The 18,174-nt window shown below is 47.2% G+C and carries 20 protein-coding genes; 5 read left to right on the top strand and 15 right to left on the bottom strand.

Annotated features, from left to right (window positions below):
• Positions 1 to 31: 31 nt before the first annotated feature.
• The 6 genes from FN124_RS11730 to FN124_RS11705 form a co-directional block, all read right to left on the bottom strand.
• Positions 32 to 379 carry a DoxX family protein gene (locus tag FN124_RS11730; RefSeq protein WP_142684902.1) on the bottom strand — a complete coding sequence of 116 codons (348 nt, stop codon included), beginning with the start codon at positions 377 to 379 and terminating at the stop codon, positions 32 to 34.
• A gap of 12 nt (positions 380 to 391) precedes the next feature.
• Positions 392 to 1,144: an SDR family oxidoreductase gene (locus tag FN124_RS11725; RefSeq protein WP_142684901.1), complete on the bottom strand. Its 753-nt coding sequence runs from the start codon at positions 1,142 to 1,144 to the stop codon at positions 392 to 394.
• Positions 1,145 to 1,184: 40 nt separating this feature from the next.
• Positions 1,185 to 1,925, bottom strand: a complete 741-nt coding sequence (locus FN124_RS11720) for an SDR family oxidoreductase (RefSeq protein ID WP_142684900.1) — start codon at positions 1,923 to 1,925, stop codon at positions 1,185 to 1,187.
• Positions 1,926 to 2,010: 85 nt separating this feature from the next.
• Positions 2,011 to 2,949, bottom strand: coding sequence for an AraC family transcriptional regulator (locus FN124_RS11715; protein ID WP_142684899.1), 939 nt, complete (start codon positions 2,947 to 2,949; stop codon positions 2,011 to 2,013).
• Positions 2,950 to 3,024: 75 nt separating this feature from the next.
• Positions 3,025 to 3,969 carry a polysaccharide deacetylase family protein gene (locus FN124_RS11710; RefSeq protein WP_142684898.1) on the bottom strand — a complete coding sequence of 315 codons (945 nt, stop codon included), beginning with the start codon at positions 3,967 to 3,969 and terminating at the stop codon, positions 3,025 to 3,027.
• Positions 3,969 to 4,436: a DoxX family membrane protein gene (locus tag FN124_RS11705; RefSeq protein WP_260607399.1), complete on the bottom strand. Its 468-nt coding sequence runs from the start codon at positions 4,434 to 4,436 to the stop codon at positions 3,969 to 3,971. Before FN124_RS11705 ends, FN124_RS11710 begins: the two co-directional genes overlap by 1 nt.
• Positions 4,437 to 4,453: 17 nt before the next feature.
• Between FN124_RS11705 and FN124_RS11700 the strand changes: the two genes are divergently transcribed.
• Positions 4,454 to 5,299, top strand: coding sequence for an AraC family transcriptional regulator (locus tag FN124_RS11700; protein WP_142684897.1), 846 nt, complete (start codon positions 4,454 to 4,456; stop codon positions 5,297 to 5,299).
• A 51-nt stretch (positions 5,300 to 5,350) separates the two neighbouring features.
• Here FN124_RS11700 and FN124_RS11695 read toward each other — a convergent pair whose 3' ends face one another.
• Entirely contained in the window at positions 5,351 to 5,632 is a 282-nt protein-coding gene (locus FN124_RS11695; RefSeq protein WP_142684896.1) for a hypothetical protein, read from the bottom strand.
• A 147-nt stretch (positions 5,633 to 5,779) separates the two neighbouring features.
• Between FN124_RS11695 and FN124_RS11690 the strand changes: the two genes are divergently transcribed.
• The gene (locus tag FN124_RS11690) at positions 5,780 to 6,367 is read left to right on the top strand and encodes an SMI1/KNR4 family protein (protein ID WP_142684895.1); all 588 of its coding nucleotides are present in this window, start codon (positions 5,780 to 5,782) and stop codon (positions 6,365 to 6,367) included.
• Here FN124_RS11690 and FN124_RS11685 read toward each other — a convergent pair.
• Positions 6,355 to 7,353, bottom strand: coding sequence for an AraC family transcriptional regulator (locus FN124_RS11685; protein ID WP_142684894.1), 999 nt, complete (start codon positions 7,351 to 7,353; stop codon positions 6,355 to 6,357). The genes FN124_RS11690 and FN124_RS11685 overlap by 13 nt on opposite strands.
• Before the next feature lie 142 nt (positions 7,354 to 7,495).
• On the opposite strand from FN124_RS11685, the gene FN124_RS11680 reads away from it, so the two are divergent.
• From FN124_RS11680 to FN124_RS11670, 3 genes are all read left to right on the top strand, one after another.
• Positions 7,496 to 7,891, top strand: a complete 396-nt coding sequence (locus tag FN124_RS11680) for a nuclear transport factor 2 family protein (RefSeq protein ID WP_142684893.1) — start codon at positions 7,496 to 7,498, stop codon at positions 7,889 to 7,891.
• Between the two features lie 421 nt (positions 7,892 to 8,312).
• Complete coding sequence (locus FN124_RS11675; RefSeq protein ID WP_142684892.1) at positions 8,313 to 8,606, top strand: hypothetical protein; 294 nt, start codon at positions 8,313 to 8,315, stop codon at positions 8,604 to 8,606.
• Between the two features lie 78 nt (positions 8,607 to 8,684).
• Positions 8,685 to 9,011 carry a hypothetical protein gene (locus tag FN124_RS11670; protein ID WP_142684891.1) on the top strand — a complete coding sequence of 109 codons (327 nt, stop codon included), beginning with the start codon at positions 8,685 to 8,687 and terminating at the stop codon, positions 9,009 to 9,011.
• Positions 9,012 to 9,015: 4 nt separating this feature from the next.
• Here the strand turns inward: FN124_RS11670 and FN124_RS11665 are convergent, their stop codons facing one another.
• The 7 genes from FN124_RS11665 to FN124_RS11635 form a co-directional block, all read right to left on the bottom strand.
• Positions 9,016 to 10,236: an ABC transporter permease gene (locus tag FN124_RS11665; RefSeq protein ID WP_142684890.1), complete on the bottom strand. Its 1,221-nt coding sequence runs from the start codon at positions 10,234 to 10,236 to the stop codon at positions 9,016 to 9,018.
• Between the two features lie 12 nt (positions 10,237 to 10,248).
• Positions 10,249 to 10,998: an ABC transporter ATP-binding protein gene (locus tag FN124_RS11660; protein WP_142684889.1), complete on the bottom strand. Its 750-nt coding sequence runs from the start codon at positions 10,996 to 10,998 to the stop codon at positions 10,249 to 10,251.
• On the bottom strand, positions 10,995 to 12,230 hold the full coding sequence (locus FN124_RS11655) for an efflux RND transporter periplasmic adaptor subunit (RefSeq protein WP_142684888.1): 1,236 nt from the start codon (positions 12,228 to 12,230) through the stop codon (positions 10,995 to 10,997). Before FN124_RS11655 ends, FN124_RS11660 begins: the two co-directional genes overlap by 4 nt.
• 13 nt (positions 12,231 to 12,243) lie before the next feature.
• Entirely contained in the window at positions 12,244 to 13,539 is a 1,296-nt protein-coding gene (locus FN124_RS11650) for a TolC family protein (RefSeq protein ID WP_260607453.1), read from the bottom strand.
• Between the two features lie 439 nt (positions 13,540 to 13,978).
• Positions 13,979 to 14,440, bottom strand: a complete 462-nt coding sequence (locus FN124_RS11645; protein ID WP_142684886.1) for a DUF983 domain-containing protein — start codon at positions 14,438 to 14,440, stop codon at positions 13,979 to 13,981.
• 15 nt (positions 14,441 to 14,455) lie between these two features.
• Entirely contained in the window at positions 14,456 to 15,334 is an 879-nt protein-coding gene (locus FN124_RS11640) for a helix-turn-helix transcriptional regulator (protein WP_142684885.1), read from the bottom strand.
• A gap of 129 nt (positions 15,335 to 15,463) precedes the next feature.
• The gene (locus FN124_RS11635; RefSeq protein WP_142684884.1) at positions 15,464 to 17,860 is read right to left on the bottom strand and encodes a S9 family peptidase; all 2,397 of its coding nucleotides are present in this window, start codon (positions 17,858 to 17,860) and stop codon (positions 15,464 to 15,466) included.
• Between the last annotated feature and the right edge of the window lie 314 nt (positions 17,861 to 18,174).

Raw genomic sequence — 18,174 nt, 5'->3', positions numbered from 1 at the left:
AAAAGGGCTGTGATGATCAATAATAAGATTTTCATTTCGCGAGCGGGTGTTGTAGATAGATGATAACAAGATTCAGGAGAAAGAAGGGCACTTCTATAGCTGCTCCCTTCAGATCCTTGCCGTATAATGAAAAGCAGATAATCATCAGGATAGATGCTGCCATCAGGAAGTTGCCCAGTAAGAATGTTCTGGGATACAGGATCATTAAAGCACTCAACACTGTAATTACCCCGTTAATAATGATGGCTGTTTTGCTGAAATGCCAGCGGCTGAACATGGCGACCATTTCCGGCTTCTGGCCGATCATGGCCAGGCCTTGTTTCAGGCCCATAAACACGGTAAAAATAATCAGGACGGCATTGAGTACTTTAAGTATCATAATAATAGATTTTTAGTTGGTGGCGCCTCCGTTTACCAGCAGGTGCTGGCCGGAAACAAAAGAGGATAAATCGCTCGCAAAAAACTCAGCCAGGTTAGCCACATCTTCTACCTCTGCGAGCCTTCCCATAGGGCAGCTATCCAGTAATTGTTTTCTCAGTTCAGGATAAGCCACGGGGTCAGCGAAAATACCGGAGTGATCTACCGCGAATGGGATGATCGAATTTACGGTAATTCCTTTATACCCGATCTCTTTGGATAAAATATCTACCAGGTATCTTGGAGTGGTTTTGCTGCCTCCATAAACGGCCATACCGGGTACGGGGAAAGAAGTGGTGCTGGAAGCAATGTAAATAATACGGCCATTATTTTCCACATGTTTTGCTGCCTGTTGCATAGTGAAGTAAGTGCCTTTTGTGTTAATGGAAAATACTTTGTCGAACTGCTCTTCTGTAAATTCCGTTACCGGTACTTCTACCATTTCTATACCGGCATTGGCTACTACGATATCAATTTTACCAAAAGCTTCTTTTGCTGCTGCAAACAGTTTCTCAAGATCGGCTACCTTACTAACGTCTGCCTGTACGGCAATTACGCGCGCACCCATAGCAGTGATGTTGCTTACTACTTCATCTGCAGATGCTTTGTCTTTTGAGTAATTCACTACTATATCGGCGCCCAGGGCGGCATAACGTTCTGCAATGGCTTTACCTAGCCCTCTTGCTGATCCTGTGATCAGCGCCACTTTATTCTTTAAGCTGTTCATGATATTTGCATTTATTTTTTTGAGAGATGATATTGAATGATCAGGCCATACCACCATTTACACCGATGTTCTGGGCATTGATCCATTTGGCGTCGTCGCTGGCGAGGAATACCACTACGCGGGCAATATCGTGAGGCTCGCCAATACGGTTGAAAGCAGAAAGAGATGCCAGCCGTGCGATCAGTTCTTCAGATTTGCCATTGGTAAATAATTCCGTATCGGTTGGGCCGGGTGAAACGGAGTTTACATTAATGCCCCGGGCGCCTACCTCTTTGGAGAATACGCGGGTGAGCTGTTCCACTGCTGCTTTAGTGGCTACATAAGTGGCATAGGCAGGCAGCATTATACGGTTTACAGAGGTGGAGAAGTTAATGACGCTGCCGTTGTTTGCCAGGCGGGTGGCCGCTTCCCTCATAGTGTTGAAGGTACCTCTTACATTGATATCGAACTGACGGGAAAAGTCTTCATCGGAAGTATCTTTGATCAGTTTGGTGATCATGATGCCGGCATTGTTCACCAGTACATCTATGCGGCCATAATGTGCAATGGCTGCATCAAACAGGGCTTTTACCTCATTGCTTTTACTTACATCGGCCTGAAGCGCAATGGCATCGCCGCCTTGCTGTTTAATGCCGTTTACTACCTGCTGTGCTGCATCTTTGCCGCCTGCATAGTTAACAATCACTTTTGCACCTGCGGCGGCCAGCTGCCGGGCAATTTCAGCGCCAATACCCCTGGAGGAACCGGTAACCAGGATGATCTTATCTTTTAAAGTGCTCATATTTTTGTGTTTTAATTTGATAACACAAAGATGAGCCAACGGTTGCCCGGAAAAATATAAGAATTACACTAATAGTTACAAATTTCTAAGATGCATGCTGTTTCCTGTAAAGCACCGGGGAAATGCCGGTTTGTTTCTTGAAGTAATTACTGAAATGGGTAGCTTCTGTAAATCCCAGCTGGCTGGCAATTTCCTTAATGGATGCAGGGGAATGCTGCAGCAGCGAGCGGGCTTCTGTAATGGTCTTTTCTGAAATCCAGGTACCTATAGGTTTCCCTGTTTTGCTTTTGATCACGTTACTGAGATAATTGGGATGCAGGTGCTGGGCGTCCGCATAATCCTGTACCCTGAATACTTTGTCGGCCTTGCCACTTACCAGGTCGCGGTAATGCTGCTCCAGCGTCCTTTTAAACTGTTTCACGATCTGCGAGCTGCGGTTCCCTTCATAGATAGGGTTATAATCTTCCCAGAAATATTCTTTGATCTTCAGCAGCAGCACTACAAACAGGTTGCCTATCATCCTTGTTCTGTATGTGGAAGAGGATAAATATTCCTTTTCTATCTGCAGGTATAATTGTTCAAACTCCGCAAACACCTTCGGTTGCAGGGTTCTGGGCGGTACAGTTTCCGCAAGAAGAAAAGGGAACTCTTCAAAGATCTTCGGATGTACATTCTCCTTGAGAAAAGATTCACTGAGAGTAACCAGGTGCACATCATTGATCTGCTGCCATTCGAACGACTTAAAATGCCCCGGGTTAGTAAAATAAATAGTTCCGGGAGAAGTGTTAAAAGTTTGTTCATCGGTGGTATACCGGCCTATGGCATCTTTCACAAAAACAAAAGAAAAGAAGTTGGTACGGTATACGATAGAAGTATAGGGCAGCTCATGATGAATATCTTTCAGGTTGTGAATGGTAAAGGCGGTTTTCGCATCGATATTGTCTACCGGCAAACCCTGGTAGAGATACTGATCCAACAGGCTGTTAAAAATGATCCTTTCCTTGCGTGCTTTCCTTTCTGGCATTGGATATTGCTTTGTGTGAAATTAAATAAAAAAAGACAGGCAATAATACCTGTCTCTCTTATTTAACTTCATATCTTACTCTCTGGCTGTTCCCTTATCCGCCAGCGCCATCTTCGCTATATCGTCCTTTCTTTTAAACACCACGCCTGCATGTTTCTGCATATAGGCAAACAACTCGCTGGTGGCTTTCACCAGTTGCGGGGTACCGCCAATCCTGTCGTGAAAACTAATGGACATCATCCGTTTACGGCGGGCAGACTCTTCATACAGCTGATCGAATTCCATTTTTATCTGTTGCAGGAACTGGTCGGAAGAGAACCACTGCCCTGCTACCAGCTGTATGTCATTGCAGCGCAAAGTATAGGGCACTACTACAAAGTCGCTCCCATTCACTTTTGTAATAAACGGCTCATCGCGGCTCAGGTCATCTATATGATACAGGAAACCCAGTTCCTGCAGGATATTGAGGGTATTATCGCCCCGGCGCAGCCAGTTGGCGTTATATCCTACCGGGGCAACGCCGGTGGCTTTCCTTACAGCTTCCACGCCATCTGCAATGAACTTTTTTTCCTCTTCATAGGGCAGCATGTACTGCGATGACCAGTCGCGCCCATGTGCCGCGGCTTCATGTCCACGTTGTACAATTTCCCTGGCCAGCGCAGGATGTTTTTCCACAGCGCTGCCTACCATATGCGAGGTTACTTTGATGCCATGCTTATCCCAGTTATCGAGCATGCGGGGAATGCCTTCCTTGTAGCCATACGCGTACCAGGTGGCCGCAGGAAGATCCTTAAAGCCTTTCAGCATATTCTGCGGGAATGGGCTCTCGGGCCTGTCCGGCTGCCCCCCGGCTTCAAACTGCATAGACACAGATACTACCAGCCGGGAACCATCTGCCCATCCGCGAAAGGTTGCGGCTGCGGGGGCTGCTTTGGTTTGTGCCAGTGCCGTTCCCGGGAGCACCATGCCTGCCAGGCCCGCCAGGCCGGCTGTTTTCAGGAATTCTTTTCGTGTAGTCATTATTTTTTTATGAGATGATCAACCGCAATAGTGTTGTATTGAATAAAAGCCAGCAGTACTGCGAAGAAAGCGGCATGGATCAGCTGGGAGGGCAATGCTTCCCAGTTTTCTATCATAGCAGTTCCAAATATGAGAAGCACCATTACCACCCCGCCGGCAATAAGGGAAACCCTGGTAAATAAGCCCACCAGGAGCAACAGCCCGATCACAAATTCGGCAATAGGCAATACATAGCTGAATGGTACCACCAGCAGGTCTGGCAGCATAGATTTCTCAAAACTTTTAATCATCCAGGCGCTGAAGCCATTCAGCTTGGGAAGCCTTACAAGGCCGTGGCCAAACATACTGGCGGCTACTGCCAGCCGGAACAACAGAAATGCGATAGCGTTATTTTCCATTTGTGTGAGATTTTGTACAACAAAGATCAGGTGGAAGCCGGCAAATAATTTGTACTTTCTTAGGATCATTCTGTACTTTTGCAGGTATGCTACAGGAGAATTTATATCAGCCTTTTGAGATTGAATACCGGGAATGCACAGAATGCCCGATAGATCCGCATAAACACAACTTTTTTGAGCTTGTATATATAGTGGAAGGCACTGGCATGCAGTGCGTGAACAAGAACCAGCTGCCCTACAGCCCCGGGAAACTGTTCCTTGTAATGCCGCAGGACTGCCACTCGTTTGATGTACAGGAATCCACCAAGTTCTTCTTCATCCGGTTTAATAACATCTATCTTCAAAATCAGCATAAAGACTGGATACAGCAACTGGAATTCATTTTTCAGAACAATAACCATATGCCGGGGTGTATCTTAAAAAACAAAAATGATAAACCACTGGTAAAAGCATTGGTGGAAGCGCTGATCCGTGAACTGGTAAACCAGCAGCCTTATCACCGGGAAATGGCCCAGCAGATTGTAAATACCATGATCATGGTGATTGCGAGGAATATCCTGCTGCAAATGCCGGAACAGCCTAAGCATCCGGCCAAACAGGATGCTTCCATGAATATACTGCATTACATACACGAAAATATTTACACGCCTGAAAAGCTGCGTGCGGAACAGATTGCGGCCCACTTTAACATTTCACCTACTTACCTGAGCGAATATTTTAAACGTAACAACGGCGACAGCCTGCAGCAGTATATTACCCAGTATAAACTGAAGCTGGTGGAAACAAGACTGCAATACAGCAGTATGCGGGTGGGGGAAATTGCGGATGAACTGGGATTTACAGATGAGAGCCACCTGAACAGGATGTTTAAAAAATATAGAGGCGTAAACCCTTCCGCCTACCGGAAAGAACTGCAGCTGCAGCATAACTAAAAAAAAGCGCCCGCAATGTGCAGGCGCTTTTTACAATAATTTTTTCCGTCACTATTCTTCGTCCTCTTCTTCTTCACCATCGTCTTCCAGCCACTCCATGTAAGAGTAGTACCAGTCTTCCAGCTGTTCCAGCAGTTCCTGTTTTTTTTCCGGAGCGTTCTTATAAAATTCTTCTACATTGTCGATTTCATGAATGATATCGATGTAGGCAGTTTCTTCATCTTCTTCTACCCGTTTGGCAAAGAAGCGGGGTTTTTCGGTATGAAAAATATATTCATTTTCCGGATCTGTTACAGGGTCGTCTGCAATGAGAAATTTAGGTAGCTGTGCCATAAAGGAGTTATTTACTTTTAATGATGTTGTACGTATTTACAAGAGGTACAAAATTATTGATAATTAGCTTATAAAAAACATGCAGCAGGAATGAATAAATTTATTGATTAAATTTCACATCTTTATAGTCGTTAAAACCCATACCATATGCAGCAATATTGGCTCAGATGGGAAGAATGGATGCAGCGGAACGCCCCCCGGCTGCTTAATATCCTTCATCCCGGTGTTACTTTTGAAGCGGTGGAATCCCTGGAAAAACTCATAGGAACGGCTATGCCGGCTTCTTTCAAAGCATTTTATGCTGTTCACAACGGCCAGCAGAAAGCCAGGGCTGGCCTGATAGATGCAGATCAGCTGCTGAGCGTGGAAGATATCATTACGCAATGGCATCACTGGAAAGACCTGCTGGATGCCGGCACTTTCAACTATCATGATGAGCCCATACTTTCCACACCGGATACCGGCATTAAAAACGATTGGTGGAACCCGCTGTGGATCCCTTTTACCGGCGATGGCTTTGGCAATCACCTGTGTATTGACCTGGACCCCGCACCGGAAGGAAAACAAGGGCAAATCATCACTTTCTGGCACGACGACAGCCATCGCGCTGTTATAGCCGGTTCGTTCGAAGAATGGTTGCAGGACTATCTCAGCGCCCTGGAAAAAGGAGAATATATTTTTGTAAAGAAATGGGGGATCGTACACAAAGACACGTTCCTGAACTACAACGATTGATGATACTGTACCGGTGAACTGCCTGTCCACCGCTTGAAGGCCCTCGTAAACGCACTTAGCTCATTATAACCAAGCATCCAGGAAATATCTTTCAAAGGGTAATTACCGGAAGAAATATAATACACCGCCAGTGAGTGCCGCACCGCATCTGCAATATCCTGATATTTTACGCCTTCTTCTTTCAGTTTACGCTGTAAACTGCGCGGGCTCATATTGAAATTATGAGCCATATTGTCCAGCGACGATACGCCAAGATAAGAGTTGGCCAGCAGGTAATTATAGATCCTGTTCTGCAGGGTTTGCGGCTGCCCCTGTGTTTTAGGCAGACTGCTTACTTTTTGCAGTAAAAGGCTCTGAAGCTCGTAGTTTGCTGTTAACAACGGCTCGTCCCAATACCTGCTGTCAAATACCAGCATATACTCCCCTGCCCGTTTCGACGGCCTGCAACGAAAAACACGCTCATATTCCGCCGGATCAGGAACGGTATAGGCCAGTCGTGCTGCCTGCGGCACAATTTTCTCCAACAGCAAACCATCCAGCTCATGGATCACCATCATCAATAAAAGATCGATCAGTTGCCTGAAAGCGTAAGGCGGCGCCGCTCCGTAATCCACTACCGGCAGCAGCCGTACTGTAAAGTTCCTGGCGGTACGGGTTACTTCCATCCTGCACTGGTCTGTAACCAGGTGCGTTAAGGCGGCAGCATGTGTGAGCGCTTCCCCGACGGTGGCGCTGCTCCTGATAATTTCACCCACTACACCCAGGGCAGCAGGTTGCAATGATTCACCGAAATGCAATCCAAATAAGGGATCGTTGGTTAGCCTGCCGGCATTCAACCACAGGTCCTGCAGCTGCTGCGCGGTAACAGGCGCTGCATGATTTTTTTTTAACGCCGCCAGGTCGATGCCTGCCAGCTTACAGAGCTGTGCCGCATCTACATCACGTTGCACAGCATATGCGATAATACTTAATACCAGCTGTTTCATATAACAAAGGTATTGGCTATGCAGATTACAAAAATCACAGTGTCGTAAAATGGTAAGTATTTGTCGGGTAAAGATAAATGATAAAGGACAGCCGGGTAATAGCTTTGCATTGTCAATTCATTAACAACAAAAAATTATAAAAATGGAACAACAAACATTACAGGTAGTAACAGACTTTGTAAATGCTGTACAGCAGGTGAACCTTGAAAAACTGGGCGCATTGCTGCACCCTGAAGTAACCTGGGAGCAACCGGGCAATAACCGCTTCTCCGGTATCAAAAAATCAAGCGGGGAAGTATTCCAGATGGTAGGCGGCATGTTTGAAGTATCACAAAATACCATGTCGCTCCAGGCTATAAAAACCATTGCTGTAAATGGTAACCAGGCATCTGTTGTACTTACCTGGAAAGCATCCAGGCCAGGTGCGGAACTGCATACAGATAACGTAGACGTATACACGGTAGAAGACGGGAAAATTGTGGCGGCAAAAATATATGCGGAAGATATCCTGCAGGAAAATACTTTCTGGGGCAACTGATCAAACAATTTATCACGGGCAACACCTTCCGGGCAACGGGCAGCCTGGAAGGTGTTTTTTATTTACAAATACTTCCCCCTGCTGTTACGGATAACAGTTAATTTTTTTCAGCATTTGTTAATAAGGAGAAATCAACTACCGGTTGTATTATGGCTACGCGTTACTTTTATTCTCCCCGTGAGGTGTAGGAACAGATAGATACAGACCAATCGAACTACTTCACAGGCAGAGGGTTTACCGTACATGAATATACGAAAATAAAATGATCCCGTACGGGGAAAATCCCCGGTATGTACCTGGTAATACGGTAAAAAGAACATTTGTAAGGAACTGTATTTCAATAAACAAATCAAGTGGCATTATTGTTGAATAATAGATAGTATAAGGCAATCTTTTTTTTAAAAATTAAAAAAACATAAACATGAAAACTCCAAAATTTCTGATAGCTGCGGCGGTTGGTGTGGTGTTAACGTTGGCGGGCCAGCACACTTTTGCGCAGGGAATAGACAGTACCGCCAAAAAAGTAGGGCATAAAACAGCATCTATTGCCGTTAAAGGGGCCTCCGCCATTACGGATAAAATTTATAAAGGCAAGGAAGGACCAAGCGGAGAAACTGTCTACATCGATAAAAAAGACAGGAAATATATTGTAGATGAGAAAGGCAAGAAGATATATCTGAAGAAATCGCAGATACATGATAAAAAGAAAGACTAGATCTACACCGCCATAAAATAAGCCGGCCAGGGAAACCTACCGGCTTTTTGTTGCCTGTAATCTTAAAAACTCCCCCTTATGCAACTGAAGCCAGGCACCTGCTATAAGGTTAATAGCAAAACCATTGCGACATTGCAGCAATTCGGCGAATATGAATTTGTAGTAGCCGTGATCCATGCCAACGATACTTCCGACAGCGCAGTTTTTGAGCTCAAAAGGCTCCTGGGCCACTATAGTACCGAACAGGAAATAGCCACCCGCCAGGCTGTGGAAACCCATGCCGATGGATTTTCACTGGAAGATATTACCGGCCGGCAACTCAACCTGCCGCAATTTGAAAAGGAAAGCGCCTTTATAAAATGGATCAGTGAAGGCATTGCCACGCCCTACGATTGCAACGCTTAAAAAACTACTCGTAACGCAATGCTTCAATAGGATCCAGCCTGGAAGCCGACTGGGCAGGATAATAGCCAAAAAACACCCCCGTAAAGGCACATACCACAAAAGAGAGCACAATAGAAGACTCAGACACCAGCGTAGGCCACCCCAGTGTAAGGGTAATTACTTTGGCAGACGTAATTCCCAATACCACTCCTATCAGGCCGCCGGTAACGCTGATGATAATAGCTTCCACCAGGAACTGCAGTAAAATGTCGATGCCCCTGGCGCCGATAGACATGCGCAATCCTATCTCCCTGGTACGTTCTGTAACAGAAACATACATGATATTCATGATACCGATACCGCCAATCACCAGCGAAATACCTGCAATTGCTGTTAACAGGATGGTAAGCAGACTGGTGGTTGAGCTCAGTGTTTTTATCAGCTCTTCCATAGTTCTCACCTGGAAATTATTTTCATCGGAGGGCCGCAGGCGATGCGTTGTTCTGAGGATGTCTGTAATTTCATTGGTGGCCTGTTCCGAAGCGCCTTCGCTTACGGCGGAAGCATAAATACTCTGGAAATAAATAGTAGCCAGGATACGCTTCTGTACCGTGGTATAGGGCGTGAGAATAATATCATCCTGGTCTTGCCCGAAAGAGCTTTGTCCTTTTGGCGCCAGCGTTCCAATTACCTGCAACGGGATAGACCCCAGCCGGATCACTTTCCCTACCGGGCTTTCCCCGCTTGGGAACAGGTTATTGATCACTGTCTGACCCAATACGCATACCTTGGCTGCAGTGGCCACATCAGCATCTGAAAAACTGATCCCTTCATTTATCGTGAGCTTACGTATATCGAAGTAGGAAGGCGCTACTCCCTGCAGGGAGGTGGGCCAGTTCAACGCTCCGTAAATGGCCTGTCCTTTGGTGGATGCCACCGGTGATACCGCGCTCACATACTCCGCATTCTTTTGTATGGCCAGCACATCTGCAATGGTGAGCGACTGAAAGCTCTCTCCTCCTATCCTTACGCCGCCGGCCACATTACTGCTGGGCAAAATGGTGATCATATTAGACCCCATACTGCTCAGCTGCGACTGGATGCTTTCCTTGGAGCCCTGCCCTATGGCCACCATCGCAATAACAGCGGCCACACCGATGATGATGCCCAGCATGGTCAGGAATGCCCGCAACTTGTTGCGCTGCAAGGCTTTTAACGCTATCATTATGAGATTGACTGCACTCATGCTTTCGGTTAATTAGTAGTCTTCAGCCGGAGGCAATGCTGCCAGGGCTTCCTTTGCCGACCGTATGTTCTCATTTTTACTATCCTTCACCACTTTCCCATCGCGCAGCATCACCGTTCTACTGCTGAAAGCAGCTATATCCGGTTCGTGCGTAACAAACACAATTGTTTTTCCTTCCTGGTTCAGATCCTGCATCAGGGCCATAATTTCGTAAGAAGTACGGGTATCCAGGTTACCGGTGGCTTCATCTGCCAGTATCATTACCGGCTGGTTTACCAGCGCCCTTGCGATGGCCACCCTTTGTTGCTGCCCTCCGGAAAGCTGGCTGGGAGTATGATCTTCCCTTTCGGCCAGCTTCACTGCCTGCAAGGCATCCATAGCCCTGCTTCGCCTTTCCTGTACAGACAGCTCCGGGTTGTAAAACAACGGAAGCTCCACATTTTCCAATGCTGATGTTCGCGGCAACAGGTTATACGCCTGGAACACAAACCCTATTTTATGGTTCCGCAAACGGGCCAGTTCATTCCTCGACAGGTTGCTTACATTCACTCCATCCAGCAGGTAACTGCCGGAAGTAGGTTTATCAAGACAACCAAGAATATTGAGCAGGGTGGTTTTCCCCGAACCGCTGCTTCCCATAATGGTCACAAACTCGCCCGCAAATACATCAAAAGACACGCCTTTCAGTGCGCGTACTATTTCAGTACCCATCACAAATTCACGCTTGATTTGCTGCAGTTCTAATATTTTGTTGTTGCTCATCGTCTTCGCCCTCCCATTTTTGGTAAAAACGGACTGCTGTTGCCGGTTGCGCCGGCCACGGCGCCACCCGCGCTGACACCAGTTATTACCACATCATTTTCGTTTAGCCCTGAGAGTACTTCAATATGGGTGTTATCGTTCAGCCCTGTTCTGATATGCCTTTGCACCAGTGTATCGCCCCGCAGCAGCCAAACGTAATTGGAAGAGCCTATGCGGGCGGTACTTTTGAACCTGCCACCGGTTGTATCCTTTGTTTGGGCAGTAGTACCGCGGTTTCTTCTCACAGCGCTTTGTATCACATAATCTTTGAGCTGCACGGAATCAGGAATAAATTTCAGCGCTTTCACCGGCAGCAGCAATGCTGTATCTTTTTCTGCCGTATAAATGGTAACGTTGGCCGTCATGCCCGGCTTCAGTTTCATGTTATCATTAGGCGCATTGATAATGGTGTTATAGGTAACCACGTTGGAAGAAACAGATGGCTGCAGCCTGATTTCCTGGACGCGGCCTGAAAACACATCTTCCAGGTAAGCATCAACAGTGAAGGTTACACGAAGTGAATCTTTTACGTTGCCTATATCCGCTTCATCCACACTGGCTTCTACCTGCATCTTTGTAATATCCTTTGCGATCACAAACAGCGTAGGCGTATTAAAACTGGCGGCCACTGTTTGTCCTACGCTTACATTCCTGTTCAGCACTACTCCATCAATGGGGGAGTGTATTTCTGTAAAAGAGAAGTTCTTTAATGCTGAATTCAGCTGGGCTGTTACGCTGGCTACGTTTGCTTTGGCCTGTCCTATCTGGTTGGAGGCAATATCGTAGTCGGCTTTACTGATGGCGCCTGTTTTATACAGCAGCTCCTGCCGCTGGAAATTGTTCTTCTGGTACTCCAGGTTGGTTTGGGCCACCTGTACATTGGCACGCAGCTGATCTACCTGTGCCTGGAAAAGATCTTTGTCCAGCTCCGCCAGCAATTGTCCTTTCTTCACCTTCGTGTTAAAATCCACATACAGGTATTTGATAGTGCCCGACACCTGTGTACCAACGGCAACGGTATCTACCGGCTGTATGGTACCGGTGGCCGTTACAGTAGTGGCGATATGCCCGTATTCCGGTTTGGCGGTATCAAACCTGACTGGTTCTTTTTTCTTCCTGATGAAGAAAAACCAGATCGCCACCAGCAGCAGTACGATCACCACCGTTATGATAACACCTTTATTTTTTCTCATACCTCATTTACATTTATAGTTTTACCGGTGCGCCCCTGTAAAAATCATATATCCTGATGTTCAGGGCAGCATTGTATTTTGCCTGTATATAAGATTGTAATGCCTGTATATATAAATTCTTCTGCTGAAGAAAAACCACCACATTGGCAGCCCCTACTTTCAGTTGTTCGCTGGCGATCCTGTAGCCTTCCTGCGAATATTTCAGCTGTTCTACCGCGGCATCGTACTGCGATTGTGCATTGAGCACATTGATATATGCCTGTTCAATGGTTTGAGTAAGATTGGTTTTTGTATCCTTCAGCACCAGTTTCGACTGATCTACTTCTATTTTTGCTTTTTCCACATTGGTTTTTACGACCCGGCGAGTGAAAATGGGAACAGATAAAGTGATTCCTATCTGCTGGTAAAAATTATTATCTATTTGCTTGAAATAAGCGCTGCCTGCCCCTCCGCTAACATAAGAAGATCCCAACGCGCCTCCCGCGGTAAGCGTGGGCAGGTAGCCGGCTTTCGCCTTTGCCAGGTCGAGGTTAGACACTTCTATACCCAGCTCGCTGCTCTTAATTTCCGGCCTGTTGGCCAACGCGGAATCCTGCGTTTCCTGCAATGCATACAACCGGTCATTACTGATCAATGTATCCGGTTCCTGGATCTCGAAATTGTAACTGCTGGGCAGCTGCAACAGTTGTTTCAATACCAGTTTGTTCTGGCGGTGCTGGTTTTCAGCATTCACCAGCGTATAGCGGTCGTTGGCCAGCTGCGCCTGTAGCTGCACCAATCCTATAAGGGCCATGCTGCCCACATCATATTGCTGTTGCCCCTGTTTTACCTGCGCTTCGGAAGTGGCTACCACATCCTTTACGTACACGATGTTTTCCTTTGCCAGTAAAATGTTCAGGTAAGCCTGCGTAATCAGCACCGTGATATCATTGATCTGTGAGGCAATGTTCAAGCCGGCTATCTGCGTAAGCAGATTCTTTTGTTTAATATCATTATTAAGATACCCGCCCTGGAAAAGGGTGACATTTGAGTTAACACCGTAATTGCCGGTGGTATTCACCCGGTATGACGAACTGCCCGCGGCAGTAGTTGATTTTCCACCGTTAAGATCCTGGGAAACGGTACCGGTAAGATTAGGCAGCTTTGCCGCACGCGATAGCAGCAGGTCCTGTTCGCTGCTCATCCTGCTCAGGCGCAGGCTGTTCAGCTGGATATTATTTCTCAGCGCATAGTCGAAGCACTGCTGCAGCGTCCATTGTGCGGGAAGATCCTGCAGGGTACTGTCCTGGGCGTTTAGCCGGAACCTCACTGACAACAAAAAAATGAAAAGGATTACTAATCTTCCGGGCTGTCTGAAAAACATCATCGTATAATCATTGATGTTAGTAAAGGCTACAACTGGAATAAGGGGCCAAATGCTGATACAATATACTCAATTATTCATCTTCCAACATCAGCAATACCTCCTGCTCTTCTTTCTCCGTTCCCTTGCAAGGATTATTTTTTTTGCCGTAATCCGCGACTGTATGCGATCCGGACCTCAACACCCGCCCTGTGTTAAGTACTGTTAATTATTGTTAAACCCCGTAGCGATACTTATTTAAGGAGATCCGGCAACTGCTTTGCAATAACAAAAAAACGGATCTACAGAAAGATAATAACGGATAAGTCGTCCGTTTGTTCTCTCCATAGATCCGTAAATTACCATCTCCGTTCTATCGGTTGCTTAGTCCTGTCTTTTCAGCGCCCTATATAGCATTTTTAAAAGTAGCATTTGACCTGCCGGTACCCTGTGGCGGGCCTTGTTGCCAGTTCTCATCGTAGTACACGAAAAAGGCCATCCAGATGGTACGGGACCACCGCATCAGCAGGGGTTGCAATATTACCAGCAGCAGGGCATTCACTCCCAGCCACCAGAAGATGCGGTTATCATAAATGGAAAAGCCTATGAACAGCCACCAGGCGATAAGACTGGCCACACATACTGCTATCGACAGCGCATAACTGACATAGCCGGTGCCGTAGTAAAATCCTACCTCTACTTCCACCGGCTGGCCGCATACCGGGCATGTATCGGGCATCTTCAGGCAGTTTTTCAGGTCGTAGGGATTTGTTGTAGTATAGATAGATCCCCTTCTGCAACGGGCGCACTTATTTCCCAACAGGCTTTTCAGCAGGCTGGGTTTTACATTATTTTTATCTGCACACATAAAATGAAATTTTTATCAGGAGATATGTTTCCGGAATTCCTCCGGTGTTGTTCCTGCGTATTTTTTAAAAAACTTGGTGAAGTAAGAATTGTCTGCAAAATTGAGCTGGTAGGCAATAGTAGCTATACTCATATCTGCATTGATCAACAGCCGTTTTGCTTCCAGCAGCACCCTGTCGCGGATAATTTCCCCTGCCGATTTTCCCAGCATATGCCGGCAAAAAGCATTGAGATAATTGGGTGTTACATACAGCAGGGAAGCATATTCTTTTGGCAACCGCAACTGCATATAATGCTGTTCTAGCAGTTTACGGAAATTGCGCAGCAATACATAGTTGTGAGGCGGCTCCTGCCTTGCCGCACCCTGCCTGCTGGCACGGCTAACCTCAATAAACATTCCCAGTACGTGCAGCCGCAGCATATCCTGGCTATATGGCTGTTCTCCTTTTATTTCTTTCAGCATTGCCTCAAACTGTGCAGTAACCACCGGGATCGCTGCTTTAGGCAGCTGCACCACTCCTTCCGCGCTAACCCCGCTGAAAAAAGGAAACCGTTCCACGTAGTCTGCGTTCTGCAGAAAAGCATTAAAGAACCCGGCAGATACATTCATCACGTAACCTTCTATCCCACCGGAAAAAAACCAGCTGTGTACCTGCCCGGGTGTCATAAAGTATAACTGTCCCGGTTTAACGGGAAACTTTTCAAAATCGATAGTATGACTTCCGCCTCCGGCAGTAAAAAACGCCAGGTGATAAAACGAATGCCTGTGTGGGAAATGTATATCCCGGTGAGCTGCCAGGTATTCAGAGAACCTTGCTACCAGTATATCTTCAGATGCCGGCTTTCCCATAGCCAGGGAACAGATATCGTATGTTGGAATGAGCGCCTTTGACATGATGCAACAAAGGTACAAAGGAAGTAAGAAGGGGGGTTGTGGTATTAGGGGGTTTAATGGTACTTTTTACTTATTACGATAATTTTTGTGATGATCCGGGCCGGATCATCACAAAAATTACAGCGCTTACTATTGTTTCACATATTTCATCAGCCACTCGTCCATTTCCCACAACATATGCAGGATGCTTTCCCTGGCGGCGTAGCCATGGCTTTCCTGGGGCAGGAATACCAGGCGTGCGGTGCCGCCGTTTCCTTTAAGGGCATTGTACAATCTTTCGCTTTGTACCGGGAATGTACCGGAATTATTATCTGCTTCCCCGTGGATCAGGAGTATGGGCGTTTTCAGCTTATCAGCGTAAGAGAATGGCGACATTTTATAGTATACTTCCGGCGCCTGCCAGTAGGTGCGTTGCTCGTTCTGGAAACCGAAAGGCGTTAAAGTGCGGTTATAGGCGCCGCTGCGGGAGATGCCTGCCTTAAACAGGTTCGTATGTGCCAGCAGGTTAGCCGTCATAAACGCGCCATAGGAGTGCCCTCCCACTGCAATACGGTCTTTGTCGCCAATACCCATTTCTGTGATCTTGTTCACCGCCGCTTCCGCATTCATTACCAGCTGGTCAATAAAAGTATCGTTGGGCTCTTGATCTCCTTCACCTACAATAGGCATTTCGGTGGCGTCCATTACTGCAAAGCCGCGGGTTACCCAGAATACGGGCGAGCCATAGTTCACACGGGTGAACCGGTAGGCGGAGCCGCGCACCTGTGCGGCATCGCTGGCAGATTTGTATTCCCGGGGGTATGCCCACATCAATACCGGCAGGCGGCCGTCTTTGGCAGGGTCATATCCTTCCGGCAGGTATAACATAGCGGTGAGGTCCACGCCATCTTTCCTTTTGTATTTCAGCAGTTGTTTCTGCACACCTTTCAGCTGCGGCTGCGGATGGGGAAAGGCAGTAAGCGCCACGGATGATTTCTTTTTAAGATTTTGCAGGTAATAGTTTACGGGAGATGATACTGATTCGCGTGCAATTACCACTACAAGTTTGGCCGGATCAATAACGTCGGCTACCTGCTCATAGTAAGGCGCTGATGAGCGCCAGAGGATCTTTTGTTTGTTGTTGTTTAAATTAAAAGAAGACAGGAAAGGCCGGTCTCCTTCAGGAGAAGCACCGGGAGCCGTCATCAGTAATTCCTGTGAAGGCGACACATATAATACAGACCTGTTGTACTGGTTCCTGATGGTTACCGGTGATCCGGGATCGTTGTAGCGGTCATTTTCGGAGCGGTCTATCAGTGTAACCGGCGCCTGTGAAGGATTAGCCGGGTTAATACGGCTCACCTTTATTTTCTGTTGGGTATTGTTGGCGTCGTATACCAGTGCCAGCTGATCGTTTGCCCAGCTGATGCCCGCAAAGCGGTTCACTGTTTTCACCAGCTCCTGTGGCGCAGCGGTGAATGGTGCAGGCAGGATATTGATCACATCACGGAAAGGCACTTCCTTTTTAGGATCGCCTCCATCCAGGGCCTGTACCCACCAGATAGTGGCCGGTGCATCATTACGCCAGGCGAAGTGTCGGGGATAGTTGCTGGTAGCATCAAATCCTTTCGGCCGTACTTCATCCAGCGGGTTGCTGGCCAGTTTCTTTACCAGCTCTCCATTCATTTTCCACACTTCCACTTCTGTAGGAAAACGGCTTGAGCCTACCAGGTAGGAATAAGGGCGGTGCAGGCTTTCCATCAGCAGGTACTGATTATCCGGCGATGGGGAGGCGGTTACATACACTGCGGGTTTGCCGATCACCTGTTCGCTGCCTTCGCCGATGATCACCGGCTCGGACCGGAAGTAATAATCAAACAGCTGCTCGTCGTAAGGATTTTTCAGCATGTCCTGGTAAGTAGCTGCAGGAGCGGCTTTACCGGTGGTTTGCTGTACGGTTGGCCCTTCCGGCGCCAGTGGTTTCTCGGGCGCTTTGCCAATGGAGGCAGGTACCGCCAATACCAGGATACGGTTATCATCGATCCAGGTAAACGCAGGTCCTGCTATATCATTCAATGCGCGCGTGCTTTGCTGTGTGGCTGCACCGGTAGCAATGTCTGCTTTCCACAAGGTGATGCGGCTGTTGTCTGTAATGGTAAAAGCGATGCTTTTTTGTGAAGGCGACCAGCTGATGTTGCTGATGCGTGCATTGGCAGGCAGGCCGGTAACTGCGTATTCATTGTTGCCTTTGATGTTTTTGATGCGGATGGCAGTGATATAGGCAGCGCGGCTGGGGCCAAAGTTGGCCGGGTTGATGCGGGCTCCTGCCAGCCGGTATTCCGGCTGCGACAGCTCTTCAATAGAAGGGTAACTGGTTCGCTCCATGATCAGCATTACATCTCCCTTACTGTTAAAGTCGGTTGACGGCGAAGGGGCTGCCATAGCCAGTTCCATGATACTTTTTGGAGGGACCTGGTATTTCAGCGCATCCTGAGCCTGGGCCTGGAAGGTGATGAATAAGGATAGCGACAGTATTAATTTTCTCATAGCGGTTGATGTTGATATTGATACCTGATCCGGCCAAAATAAACTTATTGCCACAGTCTGCAAAGCAGAAAATGATGAGTGAAAAAAAGGAAGAACCTTGTTGTAAACCAGGCACAGGATTTAAACCTTTTATTGGAATAAAATCTGCCACTAAATTACCATCCGGGCAATAGGCGGCAAAACCAATCCGCCGGTTTTGCCGCCTATTGCCCGGATTTCGTAGCCGTAAATCGGGGTAAGTGCATGCACTAAGCATTGGAAGTGCATCATGAGTGCATTGCGGGCGTATGGGAGTGTATGAGAACTGTATGATG

The sequence above is a fragment of the Chitinophaga polysaccharea genome, from assembly GCF_902150045.1.
GTDB classification, from domain to species: domain Bacteria; phylum Bacteroidota; class Bacteroidia; order Chitinophagales; family Chitinophagaceae; genus Chitinophaga; species Chitinophaga polysaccharea_A.
Note: the sequence above shows the minus strand (reverse complement) of the source record. Positions and strands in the feature narration are given on the sequence as shown.

What these genes read in the sequence shown, in the direction of transcription:
- FN124_RS11730 (WP_142684902.1), bottom strand. Translation starts at nt 379, where the DNA reads ATGATACTTAAAGTACTCAATGCCGTCCTGATTATTTTTACCGTGTTT.
- FN124_RS11725 (WP_142684901.1), bottom strand. Translation starts at nt 1,144, where the DNA reads ATGAACAGCTTAAAGAATAAAGTGGCGCTGATCACAGGATCAGCAAGA.
- FN124_RS11720 (WP_142684900.1), bottom strand. Translation starts at nt 1,925, where the DNA reads ATGAGCACTTTAAAAGATAAGATCATCCTGGTTACCGGTTCCTCCAGG.
- FN124_RS11715 (WP_142684899.1), bottom strand. Translation starts at nt 2,949, where the DNA reads ATGCCAGAAAGGAAAGCACGCAAGGAAAGGATCATTTTTAACAGCCTG.
- FN124_RS11710 (WP_142684898.1), bottom strand. Translation starts at nt 3,969, where the DNA reads ATGACTACACGAAAAGAATTCCTGAAAACAGCCGGCCTGGCGGGCCTG.
- FN124_RS11705 (WP_260607399.1), bottom strand. Translation starts at nt 4,436, where the DNA reads ATGATCCTAAGAAAGTACAAATTATTTGCCGGCTTCCACCTGATCTTT.
- FN124_RS11700 (WP_142684897.1), top strand. Translation starts at nt 4,454, where the DNA reads ATGCTACAGGAGAATTTATATCAGCCTTTTGAGATTGAATACCGGGAA.
- FN124_RS11695 (WP_142684896.1), bottom strand. Translation starts at nt 5,632, where the DNA reads ATGGCACAGCTACCTAAATTTCTCATTGCAGACGACCCTGTAACAGAT.
- FN124_RS11690 (WP_142684895.1), top strand. Translation starts at nt 5,780, where the DNA reads ATGCAGCAATATTGGCTCAGATGGGAAGAATGGATGCAGCGGAACGCC.
- FN124_RS11685 (WP_142684894.1), bottom strand. Translation starts at nt 7,353, where the DNA reads ATGAAACAGCTGGTATTAAGTATTATCGCATATGCTGTGCAACGTGAT.
- FN124_RS11680 (WP_142684893.1), top strand. Translation starts at nt 7,496, where the DNA reads ATGGAACAACAAACATTACAGGTAGTAACAGACTTTGTAAATGCTGTA.
- FN124_RS11675 (WP_142684892.1), top strand. Translation starts at nt 8,313, where the DNA reads ATGAAAACTCCAAAATTTCTGATAGCTGCGGCGGTTGGTGTGGTGTTA.
- FN124_RS11670 (WP_142684891.1), top strand. Translation starts at nt 8,685, where the DNA reads ATGCAACTGAAGCCAGGCACCTGCTATAAGGTTAATAGCAAAACCATT.
- FN124_RS11665 (WP_142684890.1), bottom strand. Translation starts at nt 10,236, where the DNA reads ATGAGTGCAGTCAATCTCATAATGATAGCGTTAAAAGCCTTGCAGCGC.
- FN124_RS11660 (WP_142684889.1), bottom strand. Translation starts at nt 10,998, where the DNA reads ATGAGCAACAACAAAATATTAGAACTGCAGCAAATCAAGCGTGAATTT.
- FN124_RS11655 (WP_142684888.1), bottom strand. Translation starts at nt 12,230, where the DNA reads ATGAGAAAAAATAAAGGTGTTATCATAACGGTGGTGATCGTACTGCTG.
- FN124_RS11645 (WP_142684886.1), bottom strand. Translation starts at nt 14,440, where the DNA reads ATGTGTGCAGATAAAAATAATGTAAAACCCAGCCTGCTGAAAAGCCTG.
- FN124_RS11640 (WP_142684885.1), bottom strand. Translation starts at nt 15,334, where the DNA reads ATGTCAAAGGCGCTCATTCCAACATACGATATCTGTTCCCTGGCTATG.
- FN124_RS11635 (WP_142684884.1), bottom strand. Translation starts at nt 17,860, where the DNA reads ATGAGAAAATTAATACTGTCGCTATCCTTATTCATCACCTTCCAGGCC.